19 protein-coding genes and 1 other annotated feature are annotated in these 23,428 nt (G+C 42.8%); of the genes, 13 read left to right on the top strand and 6 right to left on the bottom strand.

The window, feature by feature from the left end; all coding sequences use genetic code 11:
- Positions 1-19: 19 nt before the first annotated feature.
- From ACYQ0H_RS07255 to ACYQ0H_RS07235, 5 genes are all read left to right on the top strand, one after another.
- Positions 20-1,351 (top strand): esterase/lipase family protein, encoded by a 1,332-nt coding sequence (locus ACYQ0H_RS07255; protein WP_459812175.1) that lies wholly within the window; start codon positions 20-22, stop codon positions 1,349-1,351.
- Between the two features lie 3 nt (positions 1,352-1,354).
- On the top strand, positions 1,355-2,143 hold the full coding sequence (locus ACYQ0H_RS07250) for a class I SAM-dependent methyltransferase (RefSeq protein WP_459812174.1): 789 nt from the start codon (positions 1,355-1,357) through the stop codon (positions 2,141-2,143).
- 51 nt (positions 2,144-2,194) lie between these two features.
- Complete coding sequence (thrS, locus tag ACYQ0H_RS07245) at positions 2,195-4,141, top strand: threonine--tRNA ligase (protein WP_459812173.1); 1,947 nt, start codon at positions 2,195-2,197, stop codon at positions 4,139-4,141.
- Positions 4,142-4,196: 55 nt separating this feature from the next.
- Positions 4,197-4,808: a zinc dependent phospholipase C family protein gene (locus tag ACYQ0H_RS07240; RefSeq protein ID WP_459812172.1), complete on the top strand. Its 612-nt coding sequence runs from the start codon at positions 4,197-4,199 to the stop codon at positions 4,806-4,808.
- Positions 4,809-4,989: 181 nt separating this feature from the next.
- Positions 4,990-5,346 carry a type II toxin-antitoxin system PemK/MazF family toxin gene (locus tag ACYQ0H_RS07235; RefSeq protein WP_459812171.1) on the top strand — a complete coding sequence of 119 codons (357 nt, stop codon included), beginning with the start codon at positions 4,990-4,992 and terminating at the stop codon, positions 5,344-5,346.
- A gap of 67 nt (positions 5,347-5,413) precedes the next feature.
- On the opposite strand, the gene ACYQ0H_RS07230 is transcribed toward ACYQ0H_RS07235, so the two are convergent.
- From ACYQ0H_RS07230 to gpr, 3 genes are all read right to left on the bottom strand, one after another.
- Positions 5,414-8,005 carry a cation-translocating P-type ATPase gene (locus ACYQ0H_RS07230; protein ID WP_459812170.1) on the bottom strand — a complete coding sequence of 864 codons (2,592 nt, stop codon included), beginning with the start codon at positions 8,003-8,005 and terminating at the stop codon, positions 5,414-5,416.
- Positions 8,006-8,374: 369 nt separating this feature from the next.
- The gene (locus tag ACYQ0H_RS07225) at positions 8,375-9,811 is read right to left on the bottom strand and encodes an ABC transporter substrate-binding protein (RefSeq protein WP_459812169.1); all 1,437 of its coding nucleotides are present in this window, start codon (positions 9,809-9,811) and stop codon (positions 8,375-8,377) included.
- 347 nt (positions 9,812-10,158) lie between these two features.
- The gene (gene gpr / locus ACYQ0H_RS07220; protein WP_459812168.1) at positions 10,159-11,028 is read right to left on the bottom strand and encodes a GPR endopeptidase; all 870 of its coding nucleotides are present in this window, start codon (positions 11,026-11,028) and stop codon (positions 10,159-10,161) included.
- A 269-nt stretch (positions 11,029-11,297) separates the two neighbouring features.
- On the opposite strand from gpr, the gene rpsT reads away from it, so the two are divergent.
- From rpsT to rplL, 5 genes are all read left to right on the top strand, one after another.
- Entirely contained in the window at positions 11,298-11,552 is a 255-nt protein-coding gene (gene rpsT, locus ACYQ0H_RS07215; RefSeq protein WP_459812167.1) for a 30S ribosomal protein S20, read from the top strand.
- A 241-nt stretch (positions 11,553-11,793) separates the two neighbouring features.
- The gene (locus ACYQ0H_RS07210) at positions 11,794-12,528 is read left to right on the top strand and encodes a hypothetical protein (RefSeq protein WP_459812166.1); all 735 of its coding nucleotides are present in this window, start codon (positions 11,794-11,796) and stop codon (positions 12,526-12,528) included.
- A gap of 123 nt (positions 12,529-12,651) precedes the next feature.
- Positions 12,652-13,419 (top strand): P-loop nucleotide/nucleoside kinase family protein, encoded by a 768-nt coding sequence (locus ACYQ0H_RS07205; RefSeq protein WP_459812165.1) that lies wholly within the window; start codon positions 12,652-12,654, stop codon positions 13,417-13,419.
- A 65-nt stretch (positions 13,420-13,484) separates the two neighbouring features.
- Positions 13,485-13,616, top strand: a sequence feature (ribosomal protein L10 leader region).
- Positions 13,617-13,667: 51 nt separating this feature from the next.
- Positions 13,668-14,177: a 50S ribosomal protein L10 gene (gene rplJ, locus ACYQ0H_RS07200; RefSeq protein WP_459812164.1), complete on the top strand. Its 510-nt coding sequence runs from the start codon at positions 13,668-13,670 to the stop codon at positions 14,175-14,177.
- A 63-nt stretch (positions 14,178-14,240) separates the two neighbouring features.
- Positions 14,241-14,612, top strand: coding sequence for a 50S ribosomal protein L7/L12 (gene rplL, locus ACYQ0H_RS07195; RefSeq protein WP_459812163.1), 372 nt, complete (start codon positions 14,241-14,243; stop codon positions 14,610-14,612).
- 146 nt (positions 14,613-14,758) lie between these two features.
- On the opposite strand, the gene spo0A is transcribed toward rplL, so the two are convergent.
- Together spo0A and spoIVB are read right to left on the bottom strand one after the other, a co-directional pair.
- Positions 14,759-15,541, bottom strand: a complete 783-nt coding sequence (gene spo0A, locus ACYQ0H_RS07190; protein WP_459812162.1) for a sporulation transcription factor Spo0A — start codon at positions 15,539-15,541, stop codon at positions 14,759-14,761.
- Between the two features lie 372 nt (positions 15,542-15,913).
- The gene (gene spoIVB, locus ACYQ0H_RS07185) at positions 15,914-17,167 is read right to left on the bottom strand and encodes a SpoIVB peptidase (RefSeq protein ID WP_459812161.1); all 1,254 of its coding nucleotides are present in this window, start codon (positions 17,165-17,167) and stop codon (positions 15,914-15,916) included.
- Positions 17,168-17,442: 275 nt separating this feature from the next.
- Here spoIVB and ACYQ0H_RS07180 point away from each other — a divergent pair, with 275 nt between their 5' ends.
- The 3 genes from ACYQ0H_RS07180 (at position 17,443) to ACYQ0H_RS07170 (ending at position 21,888) form a co-directional block, all read left to right on the top strand.
- Positions 17,443-18,069, top strand: a complete 627-nt coding sequence (locus tag ACYQ0H_RS07180) for a hypothetical protein (RefSeq protein ID WP_459812160.1) — start codon at positions 17,443-17,445, stop codon at positions 18,067-18,069.
- A 368-nt stretch (positions 18,070-18,437) separates the two neighbouring features.
- Complete coding sequence (locus tag ACYQ0H_RS07175) at positions 18,438-19,859, top strand: MBOAT family O-acyltransferase (protein ID WP_459812159.1); 1,422 nt, start codon at positions 18,438-18,440, stop codon at positions 19,857-19,859.
- Between the two features lie 16 nt (positions 19,860-19,875).
- Positions 19,876-21,888, top strand: a complete 2,013-nt coding sequence (locus ACYQ0H_RS07170) for a DHHW family protein (RefSeq protein WP_459812158.1) — start codon at positions 19,876-19,878, stop codon at positions 21,886-21,888.
- A 506-nt stretch (positions 21,889-22,394) separates the two neighbouring features.
- Here the strand turns inward: ACYQ0H_RS07170 and ACYQ0H_RS07165 are convergent.
- Complete coding sequence (locus ACYQ0H_RS07165) at positions 22,395-23,327, bottom strand: S66 peptidase family protein (RefSeq protein WP_459812157.1); 933 nt, start codon at positions 23,325-23,327, stop codon at positions 22,395-22,397.
- Between the last annotated feature and the right edge of the window lie 101 nt (positions 23,328-23,428).

Genomic DNA, 23,428 nt, shown 5'->3' with positions numbered 1-23,428 from the left:
TTTAACGGGGGAGATAGAAATGGAAATATTGATGACGGTATTTCAGTCGCTGCTGATGACTGCGGCGGTAAATTCGGCGGCGGCGCTGAAGCTGCTTAATGCCGGAACTGCGCTTACTGTAATATATTGTATTGCCGCTTCGCTATGGTATATAAAGTTCAGTATTGCGCCGACTTTTAAAAAGCAGCCGGCAAAACGCATAAAAACGCTTAAAAACGGCATAAGGCTGCTGAAGGTCTTTCTTGTATCGGTAACCGCAAGCGCCGCTTTTCTGATTTATCTTATATGTTTTTCGGATCTGAGCGCTTCCGATATAATTTTAAATACGGTTATTGCCGCCGTAGCTGAATTCATTCTGTTCTGGAACGGAACGGCGAGGCTTTATCTTACGTCGGTTCAGCTGGGCATAAAATGGCGAGTGATAGGCGCTGTCTGCGGAATGATACCTGTGCTTAATATTGCAGTGCTTATAAAAACAATCAGTATAGCTTCCGCTGAATGCCGTTTTGAGAGGGAAAAGCTGGAGCTTGACAGTATAAGGGCGGAAAGCGCCGTATGCAGCACAAAATATCCTTTGCTGCTTGTACATGGGGTTTTCTTTCGGGATTTCAGATTTTTCAGCTACTGGGGAAGAATACCCGCCGCATTGAAGAGAAACGGGGCAGAGATATATTACGGAAATCAGCAGTCTGCGGCTTCCGTTGAAAACAGTGCGAAGGAGCTTGCACAGCGTATAGAGAGTATCGTAAAGGAAACAGGATGCGGCAAGGTAAATATAATCGCTCATTCAAAGGGCGGACTTGACGCTCGCTATGCACTGAGCTGTCTTGGCGCAGATAAATATACGGCAAGTCTTACTACTGTAAATACGCCGCACAGGGGCTGTCAGTTTGCGGATTATATTTTAGGCAAGGTTTCGGATCAGGTCTGTCAGTCGGTTGCTGACAAATATAATTCGGCTCTGAAATTAGCGGGAGATGAAGCTCCGGATTTTATTGCGGCGGTCACAGACCTTACGGCTTCACGCTGCTCGGAGCTTAACGAAAAATGTCCCGACGCCGAGGGGGTATATTATCAGAGTATAGGCTCAAAGTCGGAAAATGCGAGAGGAGGGAAGTTTCCCCTTAATCTTTCCTATCATCTTGTAAAATACTTTGACGGCGAGAACGACGGACTGGTATCTGTGGATTCGATGAAGTGGGGTGACAGCTTTACAATGCTTTCTCCTAAGGGGAAAAGGGGCATTACCCACGGTGACGTTATAGATCTTAATAGGGAGAATATAAAGGGTTTTGATGTCAGGGAGTTTTACATAGGCTTGGCGGCGGAGCTTAAAAGGAAAGGATTCTGAGCTATGACAGCAAATGCTTCAATAGACGGAGGGAAAGCGTTCGATTGGGGACGCACCTCGGAGGATTATGCAAAATACCGTGACATATATCCCCAGGAGCTTTACGATAAGGTGCTTTCGTGGGAACTTTGCACAAACGGTCAGAAGGTCCTTGACCTTGGAACAGGAACTGGGGTTATTCCCAGGAATATGTATAAGTACGGGGCAAGGTTTACCGCTGCCGATATTTCCGAAAATCAGATCGGGTATGCAAAGCGTCTTGCTGCAGAAAACAATATGAATATAGATTTTTTAATCACTCCGTCTGAGGAAATTGACTTTCCCGAAAACAGCTTTGATGTCGTCACTGCATTTACCTGTTTTTTCTACTTTGATCACAAAAGGCTTGTTCCAAAGCTTCTGAAAATGCTGAAGCCTGAGGGCGCTTTGCTGATAGGATATATGAGCTGGCTTCCTTTTGAGGACGAAATAGCAGGTAAAAGCGAGGCTATTATCCTTAAATACAACCCCTGCTGGACAGGAGCAGGAGAAACAAGGCGTCCCGTTTTTATCCCTGAGATCTATTCAGAAAGCTTTGAAACTGTCTGTGAAGAGGTAATAGATCTGGAGATCCCCTTTACGAGAGAAAGCTGGAACGGAAGAATGAAAGCGTGCCGCGGAGTGGGAGCGTCGCTTTCGGAAGCCGAGATACGATCTTTTGAAAAGGAACACCTTGAAATGCTGGGCAATTATCCGGAAAGCTTTAAAATAAAGCACTATGCGGCATTAACCTTATTAAGACTCGGGAAATAAACTATAATTAAGAGCATTACGGTAAATAATAATTTATATGGAGGAATAAAAATGATAAAACTGAAGCTTAAGGACGGATCGTTCCGTGAGGTCGGGCAGGCAATGCCGGCATCGGAGATAATCAAGGACATTGGAATGGGACTTTACAAGGCTGCCTGTTGTGTAAAGCTTGACGGTCAGGTCTGCGACATGAGAACCGTCGTTGACCGCGACTGCGAATTTGAAGTTATGACCTTTGATTCAAAGGCGGGAAAGGAAACCTTCTGGCATACGGCTTCTCACCTTATGGCTCAGGCTGTAAAGAATCTTTATCCCGAGGCTAAGCTTGCGAGAGGACCTGCAACCGAAACGGGTTTTTATTACGATTTTGAGGTTTCAAAGCCTTTCGCTCCCGCTGACCTGGAGAAAATACAGGCTGAAATGAAAAAGCTTGCCAAGGAAGGCTATGCTCTGGAGCGCTTCGAGCTGCCTGTAGATGAGGCTCTTGCACTTATGGAGCAAAAGGACGAGCATTACAAAATAGAGCTTATTCATAAGCACGACGATAAGGGCGAGAAGCTGTCCTTCTATAAGCAGGGGGATTTTGTTGATCTCTGCGCCGGCCCTCATCTTATGAGCGTTGCGCCTATAAAGGCTGTAAAGCTGCTTTCATGTACAGGAGCTTACTGGGGAAAGGCTGAGGACGGCAGACAGCTTTCACGTATTTACGGAACTGCTTTTCCTAAGGCTTCTATGCTGGACGAATTTCTGAAGCAGCAGGAGGAAGCGAAGCTGAGGGATCACAATAAGATAGGCAGAGAGCTTGAATATTTCACGACTGTGGACTATATCGGTCAGGGACTGCCTATTCTTCTGCCTAAGGGCGCAAGAGTTATTCAGCTTTTGCAGAGATGGGTAGAGGATACAGAGCAGGCTAAAGGCTGCCTGCTTACAAAAACTCCGTATTTCGCTAAGCGTGAGCTTTATAAGATCTCAGGACACTGGGATCATTATCTTGACGGAATGTTCGTATTGGGGGACCCTGCCGACGATGAAAAGGAATGCTTTGCGCTTCGTCCTATGACATGTCCGTTCCAGTATCAGGTATTCCTAAACAGACAGCGCTCCTACCGTGATCTTCCTATGCGCCTGACGGAAACTTCGACACTGTTCAGAAACGAGGACAGCGGTGAAATGCACGGTCTTATCAGAGTTCGCCAGTTTACGATCTCGGAGGGTCATTATATACTCCGCCCCGATCAGCTCGAGGAAGAGTTCAAGGGCTGTCTTGAGCTTGCGAAATATATGCTTGATACCGTAGGACTGCTGGAGGACTGTACGTTCAGATTTTCTCAGTGGGATCCTGCAAATCCGAGCAATAAGTACGAGGGTACGGCGGAGCAGTGGAATCACGCTCAGGACGCAATGAAAAAGATACTTGACGATATAGGCCTTGATTATGAGATAGGAATTGACGAAGCGGCGTTTTACGGCCCTAAGCTTGATATTCAGTATAAGAACGTATTCGGCAAGGAGGATACTATCGTAACTATTCAGATAGATATGCTGCTGGCTGAAAAGTTCGGAATGTATTATGTTGACAAGGATGGTCAGAAGAAGCTGCCGTATATTATTCACAGGACCTCGCTGGGCTGCTATGAGAGAACTCTTGCTTATATGCTTGAGCATTTTGCAGGAGTGCTTCCGCTATGGCTTGCTCCTGAGCAGGCAAGGCTCATGCCTATCGGAGAAGAGCATATCGAATATGCACAGAAGCTTGCTGATAAAATGACCGAAATGGGCATGAGGGTAACGGTTGACAAGCGCAGTGAAAATATAGGTCCTAAGATCAAATCGGCACGACTCGAAAGAATACCGTATATGATCATAATAGGAGATAAGGAGGTCGAAAGCGGAACAGTTTCGGTTCGTTCGCGTAAGGAGGGCGAGCTTGGAGCAATATCCTGCGGCGATCTGCTTGAAAAACTTAACCTTGAAATTTCGTCAAAGGCTAAATAATATAATTTCGGGAACTGCGCTGCGGTTCCCGATTTCTTGTAAAGGAGGAACAGCTATGCCGTCTGTCTGTGTTCATCTTATGACTGCCTGTATATTAAAGGACAGGCTTAACATAATTAACGAAAGCGATTTTTATCTCGGCTCAATAGCTCCAGATGCTGTTAATCTTAACGGTTTTGCAGAGGAAAGGGTGCGCTATGCCGCTCATCTGAGAAGCAGGGATTATAACGTATGGAAGCAAAATATAGAGAATTATTATAATAGCATATCGGATCGCCGCAGTGATTTCCTCAAGGGCTTTTTTCTGCATTTGTATACTGATATCGCGTGGGACGAAATTATACAGCCTGGATTATTTGATCATCTTGTAGCGTCGGGGTATTCTGACAGCGAGCTTAACGGTCAGAAGTGGAAAGAGCTTAGCAGGTTTGATTTACAGCTGCGCTCCGATGTGCGGTTCAAGCAGATCATGAAAAAGCTTCCGAAGGCGCAATGCAGGGCGGTATCTTCGATAAGCAAAGCTCAGCTTGATAATTTCCGCACACTGACAGTAAACGCAAACGAAAGTGATAAGCAAGGTGAAGCTCCGCATTACCTCGGCTTTAAGGCGGTTGCGGATACAGCCGAACTTGCTTATAAATATATCAAAGACCTGTACGATTTATAATTTGGAAAGTAACTGTTCTGAACAAAAACGCATAATATAGAAAAGGTGAAAACCGTTCTCCCCTGACTGCAGTAAAATACTGCAATAAAATTTTGCATGAAATGATTAAAAGCAGAAAACAGGGCAAAAATAATACCGAAGGGTAAAAGCCCTGAAAATATTAAGGAACGGAGTGTTTAAGGTGACAGTTCACAGGGGTGAAATTTATTATGCCGATTTAAGTCCGGTAGTCGGTTCCGAGCAGGGCGGGTTAAGACCGGTGCTTATAGTACAGAACGATGTCGGAAACAAGCACTCGCCGACAGTTATAGCCGCAGCGATTACTAGCCAGCGGGAAAAGGCGAAGCTTCCGACACATATAGAGGTAGGCGGCGGGCAGTGCGGCCTTGCGAAAGATTCTATCGTTCTGCTTGAACAGATTCGTACATTGGACAAAAAACGCCTTAAAGAACGAATGGGCGAGCTTGACACCAATTCTATGACAGCAGTTAATTCAGCGCTTTCAATTTCTTTCGGACTTAATAATAATATGAGATAAAAATATCCGCCGCTGATTTATTTTCAGCGGCGGACATTTTATATAATTTTAACCTGAATTGCAGAAATCACTTCTTTACTTTAAAAAACAATGCTTTTATGATCTGAATTACTATCATAGAGCCGAAGCTAAGAGCGTATGTTGCCGCAAGCAGTCCTCCGGAAAGCTTAACAACCTTAAAAAGCCCTGAAAGCGCCGGTATAAGAAGTACGCAGTTTATAAGCAGCATTCCGGCAATAAATGCAAGGATACCGAAAGAGTTATTGAACATTTTTCCGGTAAACAGGACAGGTTCGTCTGATTTACAGCTGAAGCCGTGGAAAAGCCTTGACATACACAGAGTTGCAAACGCCATTGTACTGGCCGCTGCTGCACCCATATAGTGGTTTCCAAGCAGAAAAGCGGCGATGGTTGCAATGCTTATAACCAATCCTGAATAGCCGATCCTCAGCATAAAAGGCTTTGTAAGAATTGTTTCTCCTGCACGTCTTGGTTTTTGCTTCATAACAGCTTCGGTATGAGGCTCAAGACCTAAGGCGATAGCCGGAAGCGAGTCGGTCAGCAGGTTTATAAACAGCAGGTGAATAGCAGCAAAAGGAACAGGAAGAGCGCCCAGCGAACAGAACAGAACGGTTATTATTCCTGCAAGGTTTCCGGAGAGCAGGAAAAGTATAGCCTTTTTGATATTCTCGTATATATTTCTGCCGTTCTTTACAGCTTTTATAATTGTTGCAAAGTTATCGTCTGCAAGTACCATTGAGGCGGCGTCCTTTGAAACCTCTGTTCCTGTAATTCCCATTGCTACGCCTACGTCGGCCTGCTTCAATGCGGGAGCGTCGTTTACTCCGTCGCCGGTCATTGCGACTATCTTGTCGTTGCTCTGCCATGCTTTTACGATACGGATCTTATGCTCCGGAGTAACTCTTGCATAAACGGATTTATCCCTTACAAAGCTGATAAGCTCTTCGTCTGAATATCCGTCAAGAGCCGAGCCTTCAACAGCCTCTGAGAAATCATTAAGGATCCCTATTTCCTTTGCGATAGCCGACGCAGTTACGATATGATCTCCCGTGATCATAACAGGTTTTATACCTGCCGTTTTACATTCGGCGACAGCCTGCTTTGACTCTGCTCTCGGCGGATCCATCATAGCAATAAGACCTATGAAATCAAGTCCGTATTCGTCCTCTGTGGTTATTTCAGAAACATTGTATTTCTTTGAAGCAAAGCAGAGTATCCTTAGACCCTGAGCGGAAAGTTCGGATACCTGAGCCTTTATCTGCTCCTTTTCCTCATGCGTACAGTTCATTCTGTCAACAAGAACATCTGCCGCACCTTTAGTAAACATTATATTTTCTCCGTTTACATCATTGAGCGTAGACATCAGCTTTCTGTCGGAATCAAAGGGTATTTCGCTTATTCTGGGATAATCGGCTCTGATCTTGGAATAGCTCAGCTTTTTTGAAGCGGCAAAGTTGATAAGTGCAGTTTCGGTCGGGTCACCTATCTCAACGCCGTCCTTGCACTGTGAATCGTTGCAGAGTACAGACGCAACAATAAGATTTCTTTCGCCTGCGGTTTCGGGGTCGCTGTCCTCAGAGGAGATAATATGCCCGTCAACTACGATTTTTCTTACAGTCATTTTGTTCTGAGTAAGAGTTCCTGTTTTATCGGAGCAGATTATTGATACCGAGCCTAAGCCCTCAACAGCCTGAAGCTTTCTTATAATAGCGTTTTCTTTCGACATCTTCTGAGTGCCGAAGGAAAGAACTATAGTTACAATAGAGCTTAAAGCCTCCGGTATTGCCGCAACGGCAAGAGCGATTGCGAACATAAGTGAATTCATTATTTCATCGGAACTGATCCTATCAGCTTGAAACAGACTAAGTCCGAAAACCAATGCGCAGATTATAAGGATCGCAATAGAAAGCTTCTTTCCGAACGAATCAAGTGAGTTCTGAAGCGGCGTCTTTCTCTCCTCGGCGTTCTGGATAAGCGAAGCGATCTTTCCTACCTCGGTATTCATTCCTATATCGGTAACAATATATTTACCGCGTCCGTAGGTAACGAAGCTGCCGGAGAAAACCATGTTTACACGGTCGCCCAGAGGACATTCCTTATTTATATTTTCAACGCTTTTATCTATATTAAGACTTTCGCCTGTCAGAGCGCTTTCATTTACCTGAACCGAAGCGCATTCTATAAGACGGCCGTCGGCAGGGATCTGATCTCCGGCTTCTATCAGTACGACATCTCCGGCGGTAACTTCCTCGGAAGGAACTACTACGGCTTCTCCGTTTCTGAGTACCTTGGCGTTGGGGGAAGACAGCTTTTTCAGATTGCTGAGGGATTTTTCAGCTTTAAGCGTCTGAACAGTTCCCAGTATAGCGTTCATGGTAATAACCACAAGAATAACTATCGTACTTTCGGCGTCGCCCATACAGGCGGAAATGATAGCTGCTATTATAAGTATTATTACCAGAAAGTCCTTGAACTGTTCCAGAAATATTATTAGTGTGCTTTTCTTTTTGCCCTCGGTTATTTGATTCTTTCCGTACTTTTCCGTGTTTTTTTCTGCCTGCCGGGAGGTAAGACCGTTTTCGGAGGATCCGAATTCAGAATAAAGTTCTTCCGGTGTCTGGCGATAGCGTTCGCTCATTTACAACATTCCTTTCAATAATATCCGCAGATTATATTTTTCCCGTTAAAATGACTGCTAGTCGCAGACGGAAAAATATTATGCTCAGGTCCTGACAGTTTTTCACATAAAAAAGCGAGACGTTTATTGGAAAAACTGCGCAGCGCAATTATTTCAATAAAAGTCTCGCCGTTTAGATATGCAGCGGGTCGGTAAAACGACCGTATTGACGCAAACATAAACAGAATTTTCTATTAAATAAGAAATTCCGCCAGCTACTCTCTTTTACACTATTATTATATAGTAAGGATCTGATTTTGTCAATAGTTTTTTTATCGGAAGGTAAAAAAGAAAGCCTCAGTCTGAGCTGAGGCTTTCTGCGGGTATCTATTAGTTTATAGGAGTTGAGGAAATATTTTTATTAGCGTCTTTAATTACATATTCAACAGCCTTTTCCCACTCTGTACGGCAGGCAGTCCAGGTCGTTTCGTTTCCTCCTGAGATCATAGTAGCCTGTGAAACAGTCATCATATATGTTGAAAGCTCGTCTGAAACGCCGTCCTGAAGATCAAATACAGGAGTTTCGGCAGCCATCTTATACAGTGTTTCACGCATTTCGATCATTTCATCAGTCCACTTATACTCGTTTTTGAGAGTATCAGTCGTGATCTGCTTGATGTCCTCAGCCTGGTTCGTAACCTGCTCGCAGTCGAGAAATGCTGCTACGCCTTCAGGATTCTTAGCTCCTGTACAGATACTGTAGCCGTGAACTTTGGCTGAAATATAAGTTTTATCGGAATCCGGATCCTTCGGCATAGGAACGAACATTACTTCGCCGGCTTCAATATCGCCGAAAGGCTTGCAGGACTCGGGAGGACACTCGATAGCGTAAAGTCCGATAGGAATGAAGAGCGTCAGGTAAGAGCCGAGACCTTCTCCGTTAGCTCCGTCGCCTCTTGGTTTCCAGTTGTTTTCAGCACAGGGGAATACAACTCCGTTTTTCTGAAGGTTATACATTCTTTCCTGAACCTTTTCGATAGCCGGATCGGACATATTCTGAACAAGCTGTCCGTCTTTCAGTCCGATCATTGGAACGCCGCTTGTTTCGGAAAGCGCCTTGTTGTACCAGTAGCCGTCCAGCGCATACTTATCCTGATCTGCGTCCGTAAAGTCAGTACACATTTCAGTAAATACGTCCCAATCCCATTTTCCCTGAGCAAACAGCTCGGCAGGATCATCGTAACCGTTCTCATTGATCGTAGTTCTGTTATATACGCAGGCATATGTAGGCATAGCTTCAATAGCAGCAATATAATGCTTGCCGTTGAACATAAACGAGTCGCAGACGCTCTTAGATCCTGCCCAAAGTTCGGAATTAAGGTCTACATAATCGTCTATAGGCTGGAACATAGCTTTAATAGCGCCCTTAGGGAAAGTATCCATATCGTCGGCAGGGAAGAAGTCGGGTGATTCATTTGCCATTACGGCAGCAGCCAGATCGGTATAACGGTTTTCCCAGGTAGTCCGCTTATAATTGATCTTACCGCCGTATTTGGTTTCAAAAAGCTGGATGGCAGGCGACTTTACCTTTCCTTCGGTAGGGTTGATGTCGTAGTGTGCCATCCATGTAATAGTTTTATTTGATAATTCCTTGTCGGGAAGTTCGCCGGCATGAGCGTCAACTATCTGCTTCTGGTCATTATTAAGGTCTTTTCCCGGAGCAACAGAACTTCCGTTTGAAGAATTGTCCTTATCGCCGCAGGAAGCCATACCTGCCGCCATAGTCAGCGCAAGCGTCGCAGCCATTATTTTCTTTGCCAATTTCATTAAAAAAATACCTCCTTAAAATTCGGACTCATTTGTCCTGCACAAAAACTATGCATATAGGCATAGATCTTTCGTCTATTTTTATAATAACAAAACAATTATTGTTAGTCAATCAGCAACTTGCAATATAAATGTTTTAGGTTTTTGTGGATTTTGACAAATTCGTGATAGAAATTTGAATGATTACGTTTTCAGAAAACGTTTTCGGTGAGTTTCGGCTCTTAATTCATAAATAATTTACAATAGAAAATACAAGCTTTTTTAAACTGCGGCGGTTTTTTTCATGCCGAAAATGAGTATAAAAAAGACAGGCTGTTTATTCAGCAGCCTGTCTGTACGTTCGATATTTACATTATCAGGGACTGTATTTCCTCAAAGGTAAGAGTAGGGTGAAGCACCTTATTTATAGCTGCAGCTATCATTGCCGAGGTTCTTATTATAAGGTTATCTATTGTTTTCGGGGTTACGATCATTCCCTGAAATTCTTCTGGAAGCGGATTTATTGAGGCTGTATGGGCTATAGTAGTCATATCGGTAACTGTAGGAACTCCTACAGCTACGCAGGGTATTCCCAAAGTTTCCTCCGAAAGCTCCTTCCTGGCGTTTTCAACTCCGCTTCCGGGAGAGATTCCGGTATTGCACAGCTGTACGGTAGTTCCCAGATGGCTGAGGTCTGAACAGGCAAGAGCGTCTATAACTATAACAAGCTGTGGCAGTATCTCATTGCATATCGCTTTTACCGCAGCCGAGGATTCGACGCCTGTCTGAGCCATTACTCCTGTAGTAAGCACCGCTACGTCTGAAAGCTCGGAGGTGTCAAGATCCTTGGCAAGTCTTTTTATATGTCTTGTCGCAAATATCTTTTCAGCAACGCTCGGACCGAGGCTGTCGGGAGTTATTGCCCTGTTGCCCAGGCCTACTACCAGTACCCGCTCCGGGATATTACAAAGTCTTTTTATCTCGTCTGCTATGCATTTTACTCTTCCGTCGAAAAAATCACTGTAGGAGGAAAAGTGTCCGTCGGCGCTTTCTACGGTTATATATCTGCCCTCAGGCTTTTTTAAAAGGTGTGCTGCCTTTTCGCTTTCTACAGTAATTTCTGTTACTTCAAGCTTGATATTTTTATAGCTCCGCCTCAGCTGTGATACGCCCTCAAGCTGAGTCTGGAGCGATACCTGCTGTGCGGATTCAAGAGCTAAGTCTGTGCGTATTGACATAATATTTCCTGCCTTTCCGTTAAATATGATAATAAAATAAAGCGAATTTCTGCGCCGGATCTTTATAGACGGCTTTATTTCTGCAAAATGCACAATAATCAGTGATTAAAACAGCAAAAATTTTTGTTAAAAGCACTTGCATTTCCAATTTCTTTGTGATATAATAATCTACAAGACTTGTTTAAATGACTGCTGCATTTCCTCTCAGTCGTGCAGTTAGTTTATCCAAATAAGTGCAAAATTATTCAATGAATGAGGGAGGTGCCGATATGCCGAATATCAAATCCGCTAAAAAAAGAGTTAAGGTTATTGAAGCAAAAACTTTGAGAAACAAGGCAGTTAAGTCTGATCTTAAAACAGCTCTGAAGAAAGCTGACGCAGCAGTTGCCGAGAACGCTGACAACAAGGCAGAGGTTGTAAAGACCGCTATCAAGAAGGTTGATATGGCTTGCTCAAAGGGAATTCTGCATAAGAATAAAGCAGCAAGAAAGAAATCTCAGCTTGCAAAATCGCTTAACGCTTAATATCTGGAATACGGAGCCGCATTGTGCGGCTCTTTTTTATTTATAATATTTTCGTTTGTTTTTCGTTTTCAGACTAAGTTTTTCCTAAAATCAAGTGGAACAAAAAGTATATTGCTTAAATATTTTATACAAAAATAAGACCTTTTATATTGACATTTCTATATAAATGTGATATACTTAGCAGGAAATATGGAAAAATTGTTTACTAAAAACACGAAACTGTTTCAAAGAGGTAATGATCATGGCTGAAATGACTGAACTTGAGAAAATTGATCAGGCAGAAACCTATTTCGCGCGTTACTATGAATTTGAGGACGCAATTCGGATCAACAAAGAAAATATAGAATACCTTAAAACTTATATTCATGATAATACATATGTTGAAAAAACCTTTAATCTCAAATCAAAAAGGATCATATCGGTGGCTTTGTGCCTTGCTGCCGGAGCGGCTGTGTTCGGGATACTGACTGCGGTTCTCGGTACTGGTATGCTTATGATTTCTGCTGTCGGCGGAGCGTCGGCATTTATTCTTCTTGCCGTTTTCGGCGTCTGCCTTCAGCATTTCAGGCTTACTGAAGCTAAAAAGCGTCAGGCTGAGGTAAACGAGGGAATAGGAGAGCAGTTGGAAATATTAAAAAACAGAGATTCACAGCTTATACGTCAGAAGGAGGACTATTATAAAGGACTTGAAAAGCGGATAAGCTTTATGCCGCTTGAATATATGAAAAATATAGGTCAGATAAGGTCTTATATTGAAAGCGGCGAAGCGCTGACCTGTGAGGAAGCTGCGGATCGCTTTGAAAGAAATATGCTTTTACAGGAAATGTCAAGCCTTACGATGCAATCCGAGGAAGTTGATGAACCGTCGATAGATACCGAAGCCGCTAAGGAGCGTCTTGGCGATCCGCTTGAACTTATCAGGAAAAATAAAAAACGAAAAAAGAAGGAAAACACAGGAAGAAAGAAATCGGCTTGATCCGTGTACAATAATAAAGCGGCGCATATAATCGCTGCTTTTATTTTTTTAAGTATTAAATTTTTATAATTAAGGAATAATACCTGTGTTTTTATTTTTATGAAAGGGAGGCATAAAGCTGTTATGAAAAGACTTATTCTGGTAACATCTCCTCCCGCCAGCGGAAAAACCTATGTTTCCAAAAAGCTGGCGGAAAATCTCAGGCATATAGTTTATCTCGATAAGGATACGCTTATTCCGCTGTCAAGAAAAATATTTGAGGCAGCGTGTGAGGAATACGACAGAAGCTCTGATTTTTTTGAAAAATATGTCCGCAATGCCGAGTATGAAGCAATTTTGGCGCTGGCCTTCGAGGCGTTGGAGTATGAAAGCTTAGTGCTTATAAATGCGCCGTTTACAAGGGAAATAAGAGATCCTGTGTATATGAAAGACCTTGCGGAGGAGCTTAGGAAAAAGAATATCCGACTGACGGTTATCTGGGTAGAAACCGATATAGAGGTCTGCCGCCGGAGAATGATAAAACGCAATTCCGACCGCGATACCTGGAAGCTTGCAAACTGGGACGAATATATAAAAACCCAGGACTTTTCGCGTCCCGTTTACCTTGACAACCCTGAGCTTGAGGACGACTTTATTTTATTCAGAAATTCAAATGAAAACGAGTTCTTAAGCTCGATGAAGAAAACGCTTAATATTCTTGAAGACGAAAAAGGCTGCCCGTTTGATTTAATGAGAGAAGATATAAGCAGACGGCAGGAGGAACTGATCGCAAGGCTGGGCGATTTGAAAGCCGCCGGCAAAGAAAAAACCGCTGCGTTCAAACAGCTGCTGGCAGAGAAAATAACCAACTCTCAGATACTATCAATGATGGACGCTTACGATCGGAAGTAGAATTTACGAAATGTTAATATATTTTTTTCTGAAACTATTGACAGTTTGTATTTAGTCTGATATAATTATTTTTGCATTCGTATCTAAAGACAGTCGGCAGCTGAAAAGCAGAAGTCCGGCCGAGGAGGAATAGCAAATAAATATTTTGCTTGTATATTCCTTTTGTCTTTTGGCGGAAGGAATTTTTCTTTTTAGTGCGCTGCGAATCAAAAGCCGTTCCTGCGGCTTTGCAAAGAGGTGAAATTATTATGCCAAGTGAAAAGGTTCTGCGCGTAAAGCAGGAAAAGGTTGAAAAGCTGACTGAGCTTCTGAAGAATTCCACAGCCGGCGTACTCGTTGACTATAAGGGTATTACGGTTGAGGAGGACACTAAGCTGCGTAAGGAAATGCGCGAGGCAGGCGTAGATTACTTTGTTGAAAAGAACACTATGCTTCGTTTTGCTATGGAAAAAGCAGGTCTTAACGGTCTTACAAACGTACTTGAGGGTACTACCGCTATTGCTCTTTCAAATGATGATCAGACTGCTCCGGCAAGAATTCTCGGTAAATTCTCCGAGGCTTGCAACGGTCAGAAATTTAACCTGAAGGCTGGATTTATCGGTGAAGAAATTTACGATGAGGCAGGAGTTAAGGCTCTGTCAAAGATCCCGTCGAGAGAGGTGCTGCTTGCACAGCTCGTTGGTTCACTCCAGGGTCCTATTCAGAAGCTTGCCGCTACGTTGCAGGCTGTTGTGGACAAGGAGAACGGCGCCGCTTAATTTGTGCGGCGTAAGCTGAGGGGTTATCCCCGGAAATTTTAAATTTAAAAGGAGATTATTATCATGGCTTCAGAGAAGATTATGAAATTCGTAGAAGATATCAAGACACTTTCCGTTCTCGAGCTTGCTGAGCTTGTAGACGCTATTCAGGAAGAGTTCGGCGTAACTGCTGCAGTTGCTGCTGCTCCTGCTGCAGGCGGTGCAGGCGCTGCTGCTGAGGAGAAGACTGAGTTCGACGTAGTTCTCGCTTCCTTCGGTGACGCTAAGATGGCTGTAATCAAGGCTGTTAAGGAGATCACAGGTCTTGGTCTTAAAGAGTCCAAGGAGTTGGTTGAAGGCGCTCCTAAGGCTGTTAAGGAAGGCGTTTCCAAGGCTGACGCTGAGGAGATCAAGGCTAAGCTTGAGGATGCAGGCGCAACTGTTGAGCTTAAGTAATTTAGCTTAAAATACTTAAGGGACGGATCAACCGTCCCTTTTTTATTTGCAGAATTAAAATTAATATAAACCGGCAAGCAGCCGGCAGCTGTACCTACAGAAGCTCTGTAAAGGCAGCTGCCGGCTGCTTTTTTCTTTTATCTGCTCTACGCAGGCATTGTGGTCTTGTATTTAAGACATATTTTATCGGTAATAAGAGCGATAAATTCTGAGTTTGTAGGCTTGCCCTTTCCGGTATTGACAGTATAGCCGAAAAAGCTGTTGAGCGTATCTATATCTCCTCTGTCCCATGCTATCTCTATTGCGTGTCTGATCGCGCGTTCAACTCTTGAGGGAGTGGTGCTGAATTTTTTAGCAACAGCGGGATATAATAGCTTTGTAACGCTCTCAAGCATTTCCTTGTCATTAACTGACTGAATAATTGCCTCTCTCAGATAATGGTATCCTTTAATATGAGCAGGTACGCCTATCTGGTGAATAATATCGGTAACTATTATCTCAAGGTTAGGGTTAGCTTTGTTTTTGGAAAAGCTCATGTCGGAGGTTATGTCGGTGTCAATATCCAGCATTGCTTTTATGCGTTCCCCGAGAATCTTGACGTCAAACGGCTTCAGCATAAAATACGCAGCTCCTGCCGCCATGACCTGCTGTTCGATAAACGAATTTTCGTAAGCGCTTGTAACGATAAACAGCGGTTTTTTATAGGACGAAGCCTGAAGCTTTTTAATAAGCTCGATAGCGTCAAGGTTAGGCATTACCGCTTCGATGATAACAACATCCGGAACTTCATTTTTGATCGCGTCAAAAATAGTAAGTCCGTCCTTTGGGCGGGTTATTACAAAGAAGCCCATAGCTCTGAGAGCTGAAGCGCAGCTTACGCCGTATTGTGCCGAATCGTCACCGATAAGAATTTTAATTTTGTTTGTCATAATTATTTCCTCCGTAAATTTAATTGTCAGATTTAAGCCTCGGTCATTGCATTGCTGTAAAACTAAAATCGTCGACTATTTTGTAAATACAGAATATTCAATGCTGTTATTTAGAAACTTTTCAAGAAACTATCAGCTGAGTTATTTCTTCACTAGACTTATTTTAACACAGGTAAATTTAAAAATCAATACTTTTTTAGAAAAAACGTCAATTTTTTATCGACTGATTTGTGCATATATAACATAAAAATAGCATAAAATATAACAAACACTTATTATTCTTGATTATAAGACACACTATTGTATGAAACGACAAAATTCTAATTGCAAAAGATGAGCAAATTACGCTGATTTCACGCAAATATGCAGCTGTCAGCCTGCCATTCCAAGTTCGGGGTCGACGCATTTGGTTGACTGACGGTACATTGAGTCGGCAAATATACCGTAACCCTGCTGAGGATCGTCAATAAAAACATGAGTTACTGCTCCTACAAGCCGTCCGTCCTGAATAATAGGACTGCCGCTCATTCCCTGAAGAATGCCTCCGGTCGTTTCAAGCAGCTTCGGATCGGTTATCTTTACTATAAGGTCATGCTCAGCGTCGCTGCTTAGGTCTGCTTTTTCAATATTTATCTTGTATTCCTTTGGTTTTCCGTTATCTATCGTTGTGTAAATTACCGCTTCTCCGGTATGGACTTCCTGACGAAAGCCAAGCTCTATAGGCTTGCTGCTGCTGGGAGGAGAATTAAGTGTTCCGAAAACTCCCGATTCATTATTGAAATCTATATTTCCTACAGACGCAGATGAAGAAAATTCGCCCAGAAGCTGTCCGGGATCACCCTTTACGCTTTTGTTAAAGCCTGTGATCCTGACCTCTCCGACAGAACCTTGAGAAAGAGGAAGAGGAAGCTTAGTATCGGCATCGCAGATAGGATGTCCCAAGCCTCCGAAAGCTCCGGTAGAAGGATCGTAGAAGGTGAGAGTTCCTATTCCTGCCGAGGAATCCCTTACCCACATTCCCGCCTTGTATGAGCCGTCGTGGTATACAGGAGTCAGTGTAGCGGTTTTTTCATTATCACCACTTCTGTATTCAACGGTACATGGCTTTCCCTTGGAGCCGGAAATAATATCGCTGATGCTTTTGTTTGTTGTTACGCCTACTCCGTTGACTGAAATTATTACATCGCCTTTTTTTATCCCGCATTCGGAAGCAGGGCAGCAGCCTTCAAACCTTTCCAGGTCAATTACCATAACGCCTTCGGTAACAAGCTTTATTCCGAACGGCTGTCCGCAGGGAACAAGCTTCGGTCTTGAAATCTGTCCCGTCTGAACATCCTTTATCGGAACTGTACCGAAAAGCATTAAGGTGCTGTCCTCAAGTTTGGATAAAGAAGCCTCCCGATCGTGAGTGTTCATCGCTGTATTGCCCTCCAATGCTTCGACTGCCTGAAGCGTCTGCTCAGACGGTCTGGAAGAAATTGAAAAAACAGAATTTACCGTCAGCTGATTTCCGTCAGATACATAGTAAAAATCAGGAAGAGTATAGGAGTAAAAGCCTACAAGTCCCATGATCCCGATCGTTACTATACCTATCGCCGCCGCCGCTCCCTTAAAAAATCTACCCATCTTAACCAGTCCTTTCTTTTTTCAAATGCCGCATTATTTATTGCTTGTACAAATTTATTGTTGACTGCGTCCGGTTTTTAATTCAGACCGCAAAGCAAGTATATTTTTCTTTGGAAGAACTGAAAAAAGTTTCTTTGGTATTTATTTATTAGAGTAAAAGGCAGACGCACTTGATATTTTTGCTTATGTGTGGTACAATAATAAAGCTGTAATAAAAAATATTATCAGTATTATCAGCCGCAATTTATATTTTAATACATATACAGAGGTGTATTATGTCAAAAAAGGACAGACTGAAAGCGCAAAGCCAAAAACAGCTTAATTTAAAAAGAGAGCTTGAATCAAAGGAGCTTGACGAACGCTGTGAAGCAGCGCAGAAACCGAGCAAAGCTGCCGAAAAACTTAGAAAAAGGGCGAAAAGGGCGGATAACGCCGTAACGCTTATACTAAAGCTTTTAATGCTTGTTCCCTTCGGATATTCCGCGTTTTTTTACGGAGGAGTAACTGTCGTCGGTATAGTAATGGGCGAGCTATACGATATTCCTAAAAGGATCGGAGTCTATATGGGCGTTGGTATTATACTGTGTGCCGCCGCGCTGTTTTTTGCTTTTTTCAGCAAATACGCAGTGCAGTTTGCGCTGTGCCTTGCCGGAACATTAAGCTTTCTTCACGGAGGAAGATATATAATAGGCAATATTACCAGAAAGCTTGAAAACTCATATGTTGCTGACGAGGCGCTTAAAACGTTGGATAAGCAGTATATGCTGCACTACTACCCCATTCTTGCTATGCTTGCAGTTTCCGCTGCACTCTTTATAGTTTATATTGTAATAAAGGCGAAGAGGAAGAAGAAGGAAAAAGAAGAAAAAGACAACGCTCCGGTAAGAAGCATCGTTGACTGAAGCAATTGAAAAAAGATAACGGACGGACACAGACATTCCATGCAAAAGCAGCTTGTCAGGGCTGTTTTATAATGCAGGGGAGGCGGCTGTTTACGTCCGTTTTGTTTATTTAATGCATTTAAAAGATCGGTTTTTCGCGATACTGATTTTGAACGGTCGGCACGGTATTGCTGAAATATGGCAAAAATCACTGAAAATAAGACGGTAAAACTGTGTAAATTTATGGACTGATTTCTATTGACGGCGGGCTTTAAGAATGATATAATAAATAATATATCGGAATTCAGCGAAATATGGCAAATTTAAGCGGCTGCTCTGCTTATCTGTGCTGAGTTTCGGAATGCAATAAATTTGTTAGGAGCGTCGGCGTGGTTTTTGCGGATTTGTTTTTTATCTATTTCTTTCTGCCGCTGTGTCTTATCTGTTACTTTCTTACAAGAAAAACGCAGATAAGAAACTGTGTGCTTATAGCGTTTTCCCTTGTATTTTATGCTTGGGGAGAACCGGTCTGGGTCTGTATGCTAATAGGGTATTCTCTGCTCAATTACCTTACAGGACTGATCATTGAAAAGTTCAGGGGCAAGCCAGGTTCAAAGGCGGCTCTTGCCTTTTCTCTTATGGTTGATATCGGAGTTCTCGGAGTGTTCAAATACAGCGGATTTATCGCCGAGAATATAAACGCTCTTCTGGGAACGGCAATTAAAATTCCGGAAATTGCGCTTCCGATCGGAATTTCCTTCTATACCTTTCAGACGATCTCGTATTCGCTTGACTGCTATTGGGGAAAGGTTGAAGCTCAGAAAAGCTTTGCAAAATTTCTTTTGTACGTTTCAATGTTCCCTCAGCTTGTAGCCGGCCCTATAGTAAGATATTCGACTATCGCTCAGGAGATCGACAGCAGGAAAACGACCGCCAAGGATCTGTCAGACGGCTTCAGCAGGATCATTCTCGGTATCGGAAAAAAGGTGATTATCGCCAATAATCTCAACAGCGTAGTAACGGCTTGCTTCGGTACGTCTGATAACGGCTATGAGGCTGTAAAGACACTTTCGGTTTTCGGAACATGGTACGGAGCGGTTCTTGTTGCGCTCTGGTATTATTTTGACTTTTCCGGCTATTCTGATATTGCTATAGGACTGGGCAGAATTTTCGGTTTTCATTTTGATGAAAACTTTAAATATCCGTTTATCTGCAAAAGTATTACCGAGTTCTGGCAAAGATGGCATATATCCCTTGGCTCATTTTTCCGTGATTATCTTTTGTATGTTCCTATATTCGGCAGAAGAAGAAAATACGGTGGGCTGTTCCTGGTATGGTTCTGTACCGGTCTGTGGCACGGAGCAAGCTGGAATTTTATCTTCTGGGGTCTTTATTACGGACTTTTTATCTGTATTGAAATGTGGATAGGAAAAAAGCGTATGAAAAAATGGCCTGCTGCGGTAAGTCATATATACAGCAAGCTTGTAATAGCCGTAGGCTTCGGAATATTCTACTTTGAGGATCTTGGTTCACTGGGAACATTCTTCAAGGCTCTTGTCGGCGCAAACGGAAATAAGCTTACCGACGCGGTTACGAATAATCTGTTTATCAATAATATTTTTATCTTTGCGGCGGCAATTATACTTTCCTGTCCGGTTATCCCGAAGCTAAAGGAGCTGGCTGAGAGCAGGGCGGGAGCTTACTATGCGTTTAGGACCGCAGGACTGTTTTGCAATCTGGCGGTGCTTATCGCTGGAAGTCTGCTGCTTCTTAATAATACCAATAATCCGTTCCTGTATTTTAGATTTTAAGCGGGGAGTATAATAAATGGAAAACGATAAGGAAATTGATATGAAGCGTGATAGCTCCGATTTCGGCGTTCCCGATATGAGCGGACTGGAGCAGGCTTATAACGAAAGCCTTGAAAGACTGGGTCTTACCGAAAAAAATGCGCCTGCTGAAAAGAACGGCAGACAGGAAAAAGTTTCGGATGATGTTTATGAGAAGATGCTGGAAGAGGTCGCAAAGCGTCGTAAAGTCAATAAAAGCATCTGGACTGATGAACCTGTGATCCCTGTAAGGAAAAGTATCTGGCTTGACGATGAAAAGCCGGATGAAAATACCTCCGCTGTCGAAAACGGCTCTGATAAATCTGAACTGCTCAAGCCTATAACGGCTGTAGAGCCTAAAACTCAGCCTTTTAAGAATAATTTCGTGCTGAAAATACCAAAGGAATATTATGAAGAATACGGAGTTCCCAAGGCTCCCGTTCAGATACTGCCCGATGATGAAAATCCCGGGAGGGCCTCCGGAGGCAGGACAGTTATTGCTTTAGCTGAAAAAAGCGGCTTTAAGCAAACGGTGGAGCTTTCTGTAAACGGAAACTGTACCGAGGAAAATACACTGCGCAACAGCAGCGAGCAGCAGGAGAGAAAAAGCTCCCGTATATCGGCAGATGAAAAAGAGTATTCCGGGAAATTAGAGCAGGGATTTAATATGATCAATTCGGTTCTCTGTATTCTGGTTATTTTCGGTGTAGGAGCTTCTCTTATCTTTATGCACAGGGAAAGCGGCTTTATCAATTCAGAAAACCGTAATCTTGCAAAATTTCCTCAATTCAGCCTTTCTTCATATCTGAGCGGAGAATATACCGAAGGAATAACCGAATATTATACCGATACGATACCGAACCGTGAAAAGCTGAAAAAATTCAGCAGCGTTTTTTCGGATCTTCTGGGTATACATATAAACGACGTCAAGATAAAGGGCGGAGTTTCTGCTGTTGAAAAGGAAAAGCTTGACGAGGATAAAAAGGCTGCTACAACAACTGTGACCGCATTTACCGGAAGCGTAACTACTAAGGAAACCTCAAAGACTACAACAACGGTCTCAAAGAAGAAAACCACCACAACTAAAAAGAAAGAAGAAAAGCCCAAGCTTGACGACGGAGCATGGGCAGGAAATGTTATAGTTGCAGGTTCAGGCGAAAATGTACGGGCGATGAGTGCTTTCTACGGAATATTTGAGAACGGAGAGAAATACGCAAAGGCAGTAAACGCATATAAAGAAGCTCTGGGAAGCGGAGTTAACGTTTATAATATGAGCATACCGCTTTCGTCGGCATTCTATATGCCTGACAATTTAAAGAACTCGTTCTCGGATCAGAAAGACTGTATAGAAAATATAGGCTTGAATCTCAGCGGAATTATCGACTGCAACGTTTACAGTGCGCTTGAAAAACATACCAATGAGTATATCTATTCGAGGACGGATCATCACTGGCAGCCGAGAGGAGCTTATTATGCGGCTCAGGTATTTGCTCAGAAAGCGGGGGTCGATTTCCCGGCGTTAAGCACCTATGAAAAATGCGAGATAGAGGACTTTGTAGGTACGATGTACGCATACAGTGATTATGACGAGGAGCTAAATAAAAATCCAGACACGTTTATTTACTACAAGCCGGATAACGATTATACGGTAAAGTATTATGATACGGCTTTTGAAAACGGCTATGAGGGTTCGCTGTTCTTTGATTACGCCAGCGGAGTCAACTGCTATTCGGCAATACTCAACCGCGACGAACAGATAACCGAGATCACTACTGACTGCGAGAACGGAAGAACGCTTGTGATAATGAAGGACAGTTACGGAAACGCTCTGGTTCCGTTCCTTACTCACAGCTTTTCAAAGATATATGTATGCGATTTCAGATATATGGATATAAATGCAAAGGATTTTATGGAGAATGTCGGCGCAACGGACGTACTGTTTTCAATTTCGCTGTCAGCCTGCTATACTCCTACTCATGTTGAAGCGCTGGAAGGCGATCTTACTAAGTAATAAAAAATAAACTGCCGAAGCTTAACGTGACATAGGCGGACAAAAGTTTGTCCGTTTCCTGTCCGACAGTTAAGTTCCGGCAGTTTTTTATATGAACATCAGTGATGAATTTGAATATTTTAAGGCTCGGAGGGCGGTGATTTTCCGAAAAACATAAAATGTTCCACGTGGAACATATGTATGGATATTGTATGGCTTATAAACGGTTTGTACAGGGCGAAAATATAGTGAACACATAATTTCTTTTAAATGTACAAATTATTAAATTGCCCTGCGGAAACAATCGGGCAATAAAAGGACACCGCTGAAAAAGCACTGTTTGCAGAGCATAGGAGGGGTGTAAGCGGCAGGCTTGTACGAAGGACTGAGATCGCAGCATATCCGAGTCGCTGAAACGGTATTATCGGAAAGTAAATAACCAATCGGCTCAGCGGAAAAATAATTCAATGATCAAGGAGTTGCTGAGACAATAGTGTCTCGGAGATCGGGAAATGCCCTGTTTTTTATCAATGGTTATATATCTTTATTCTTATATCGTCGGTATTTACGGTCATTTTTACAGTTCCGCCGATAGGAAATGTTATCATAGGAGATACATGACCGAAATCTATGCCGAACACCACGGGTATATTCGCACTGATCTTGTCTTTGAGTAATTTTTTGATAACAGACACATCAAGCTTACAGCTCTCCTCAAATCTGCCGAATACGATACCTTTAATGGTTTCGGCCTCACAAATCTGAAGTAACGACTGCAAATTGCGGTCGAACTCATAGACAAAATAATCACCCATAATATTATCGTCTTCAATAAATAAAACCTTATCCTTAATGCTTGGCATATACTGAGTCCCCTGCAAAAGGTTCAGCGTACATAAGTTACCGCCTATAATTTCTCCCTCACAAACACCTTTTTGAATTATGCTGTAATTATCTGCGTTTTTTGAGGGTTCGATCAGGATAGGTTCACTGTTCATAACGCACCTAAAGAACATATCTTTAGTATATTCAGCCTCGGTCTCAAACCCAAAGGTGCCGAAGTTCGGACCGTGATAAGTAACCAAACCTGTTTTTGCGTATATTGCATTTAATAACGCGGTAATATCAGAAAAACCGCATAGAATTTTAGGATTGCTCTGAATTATGTTATAGTTTAAATGCTTTAATAGCTGATTTACATTAAAGCCACCGCTACAGGCAATTATCATTTTTACATTGTTATCAAGAAAAGCTTCGTGCAAGTCATTTACTCTTGACATAATATCAGAAGAATTAAACTCGTTCATTTCTCTGCTATGCTTTGAAAACGTGATCTTAAATCCTTGTGAAGTCAGGCAGGTTAATGCCCTGTCAAAAATATCCTCACGCACTCTTGAAAGACTTCCGGAGGGGGCTGTAACTCGTATTTCATCTCCGTATTTCAGTTTTTCTGCAATCATTTGATCCTCCGTTATCAGGTTCATTAACTCAGGAATTATTGTTATATACTGAATATAAAATTAAATTATAAGCAGTAAAGGCGAGGTTAGCCGGAACGGGG

It is taken from the genome of Hominimerdicola intestinalis, assembly GCF_054655215.1.
This window is presented reverse-complemented; position numbering and strand designations above follow the sequence as displayed.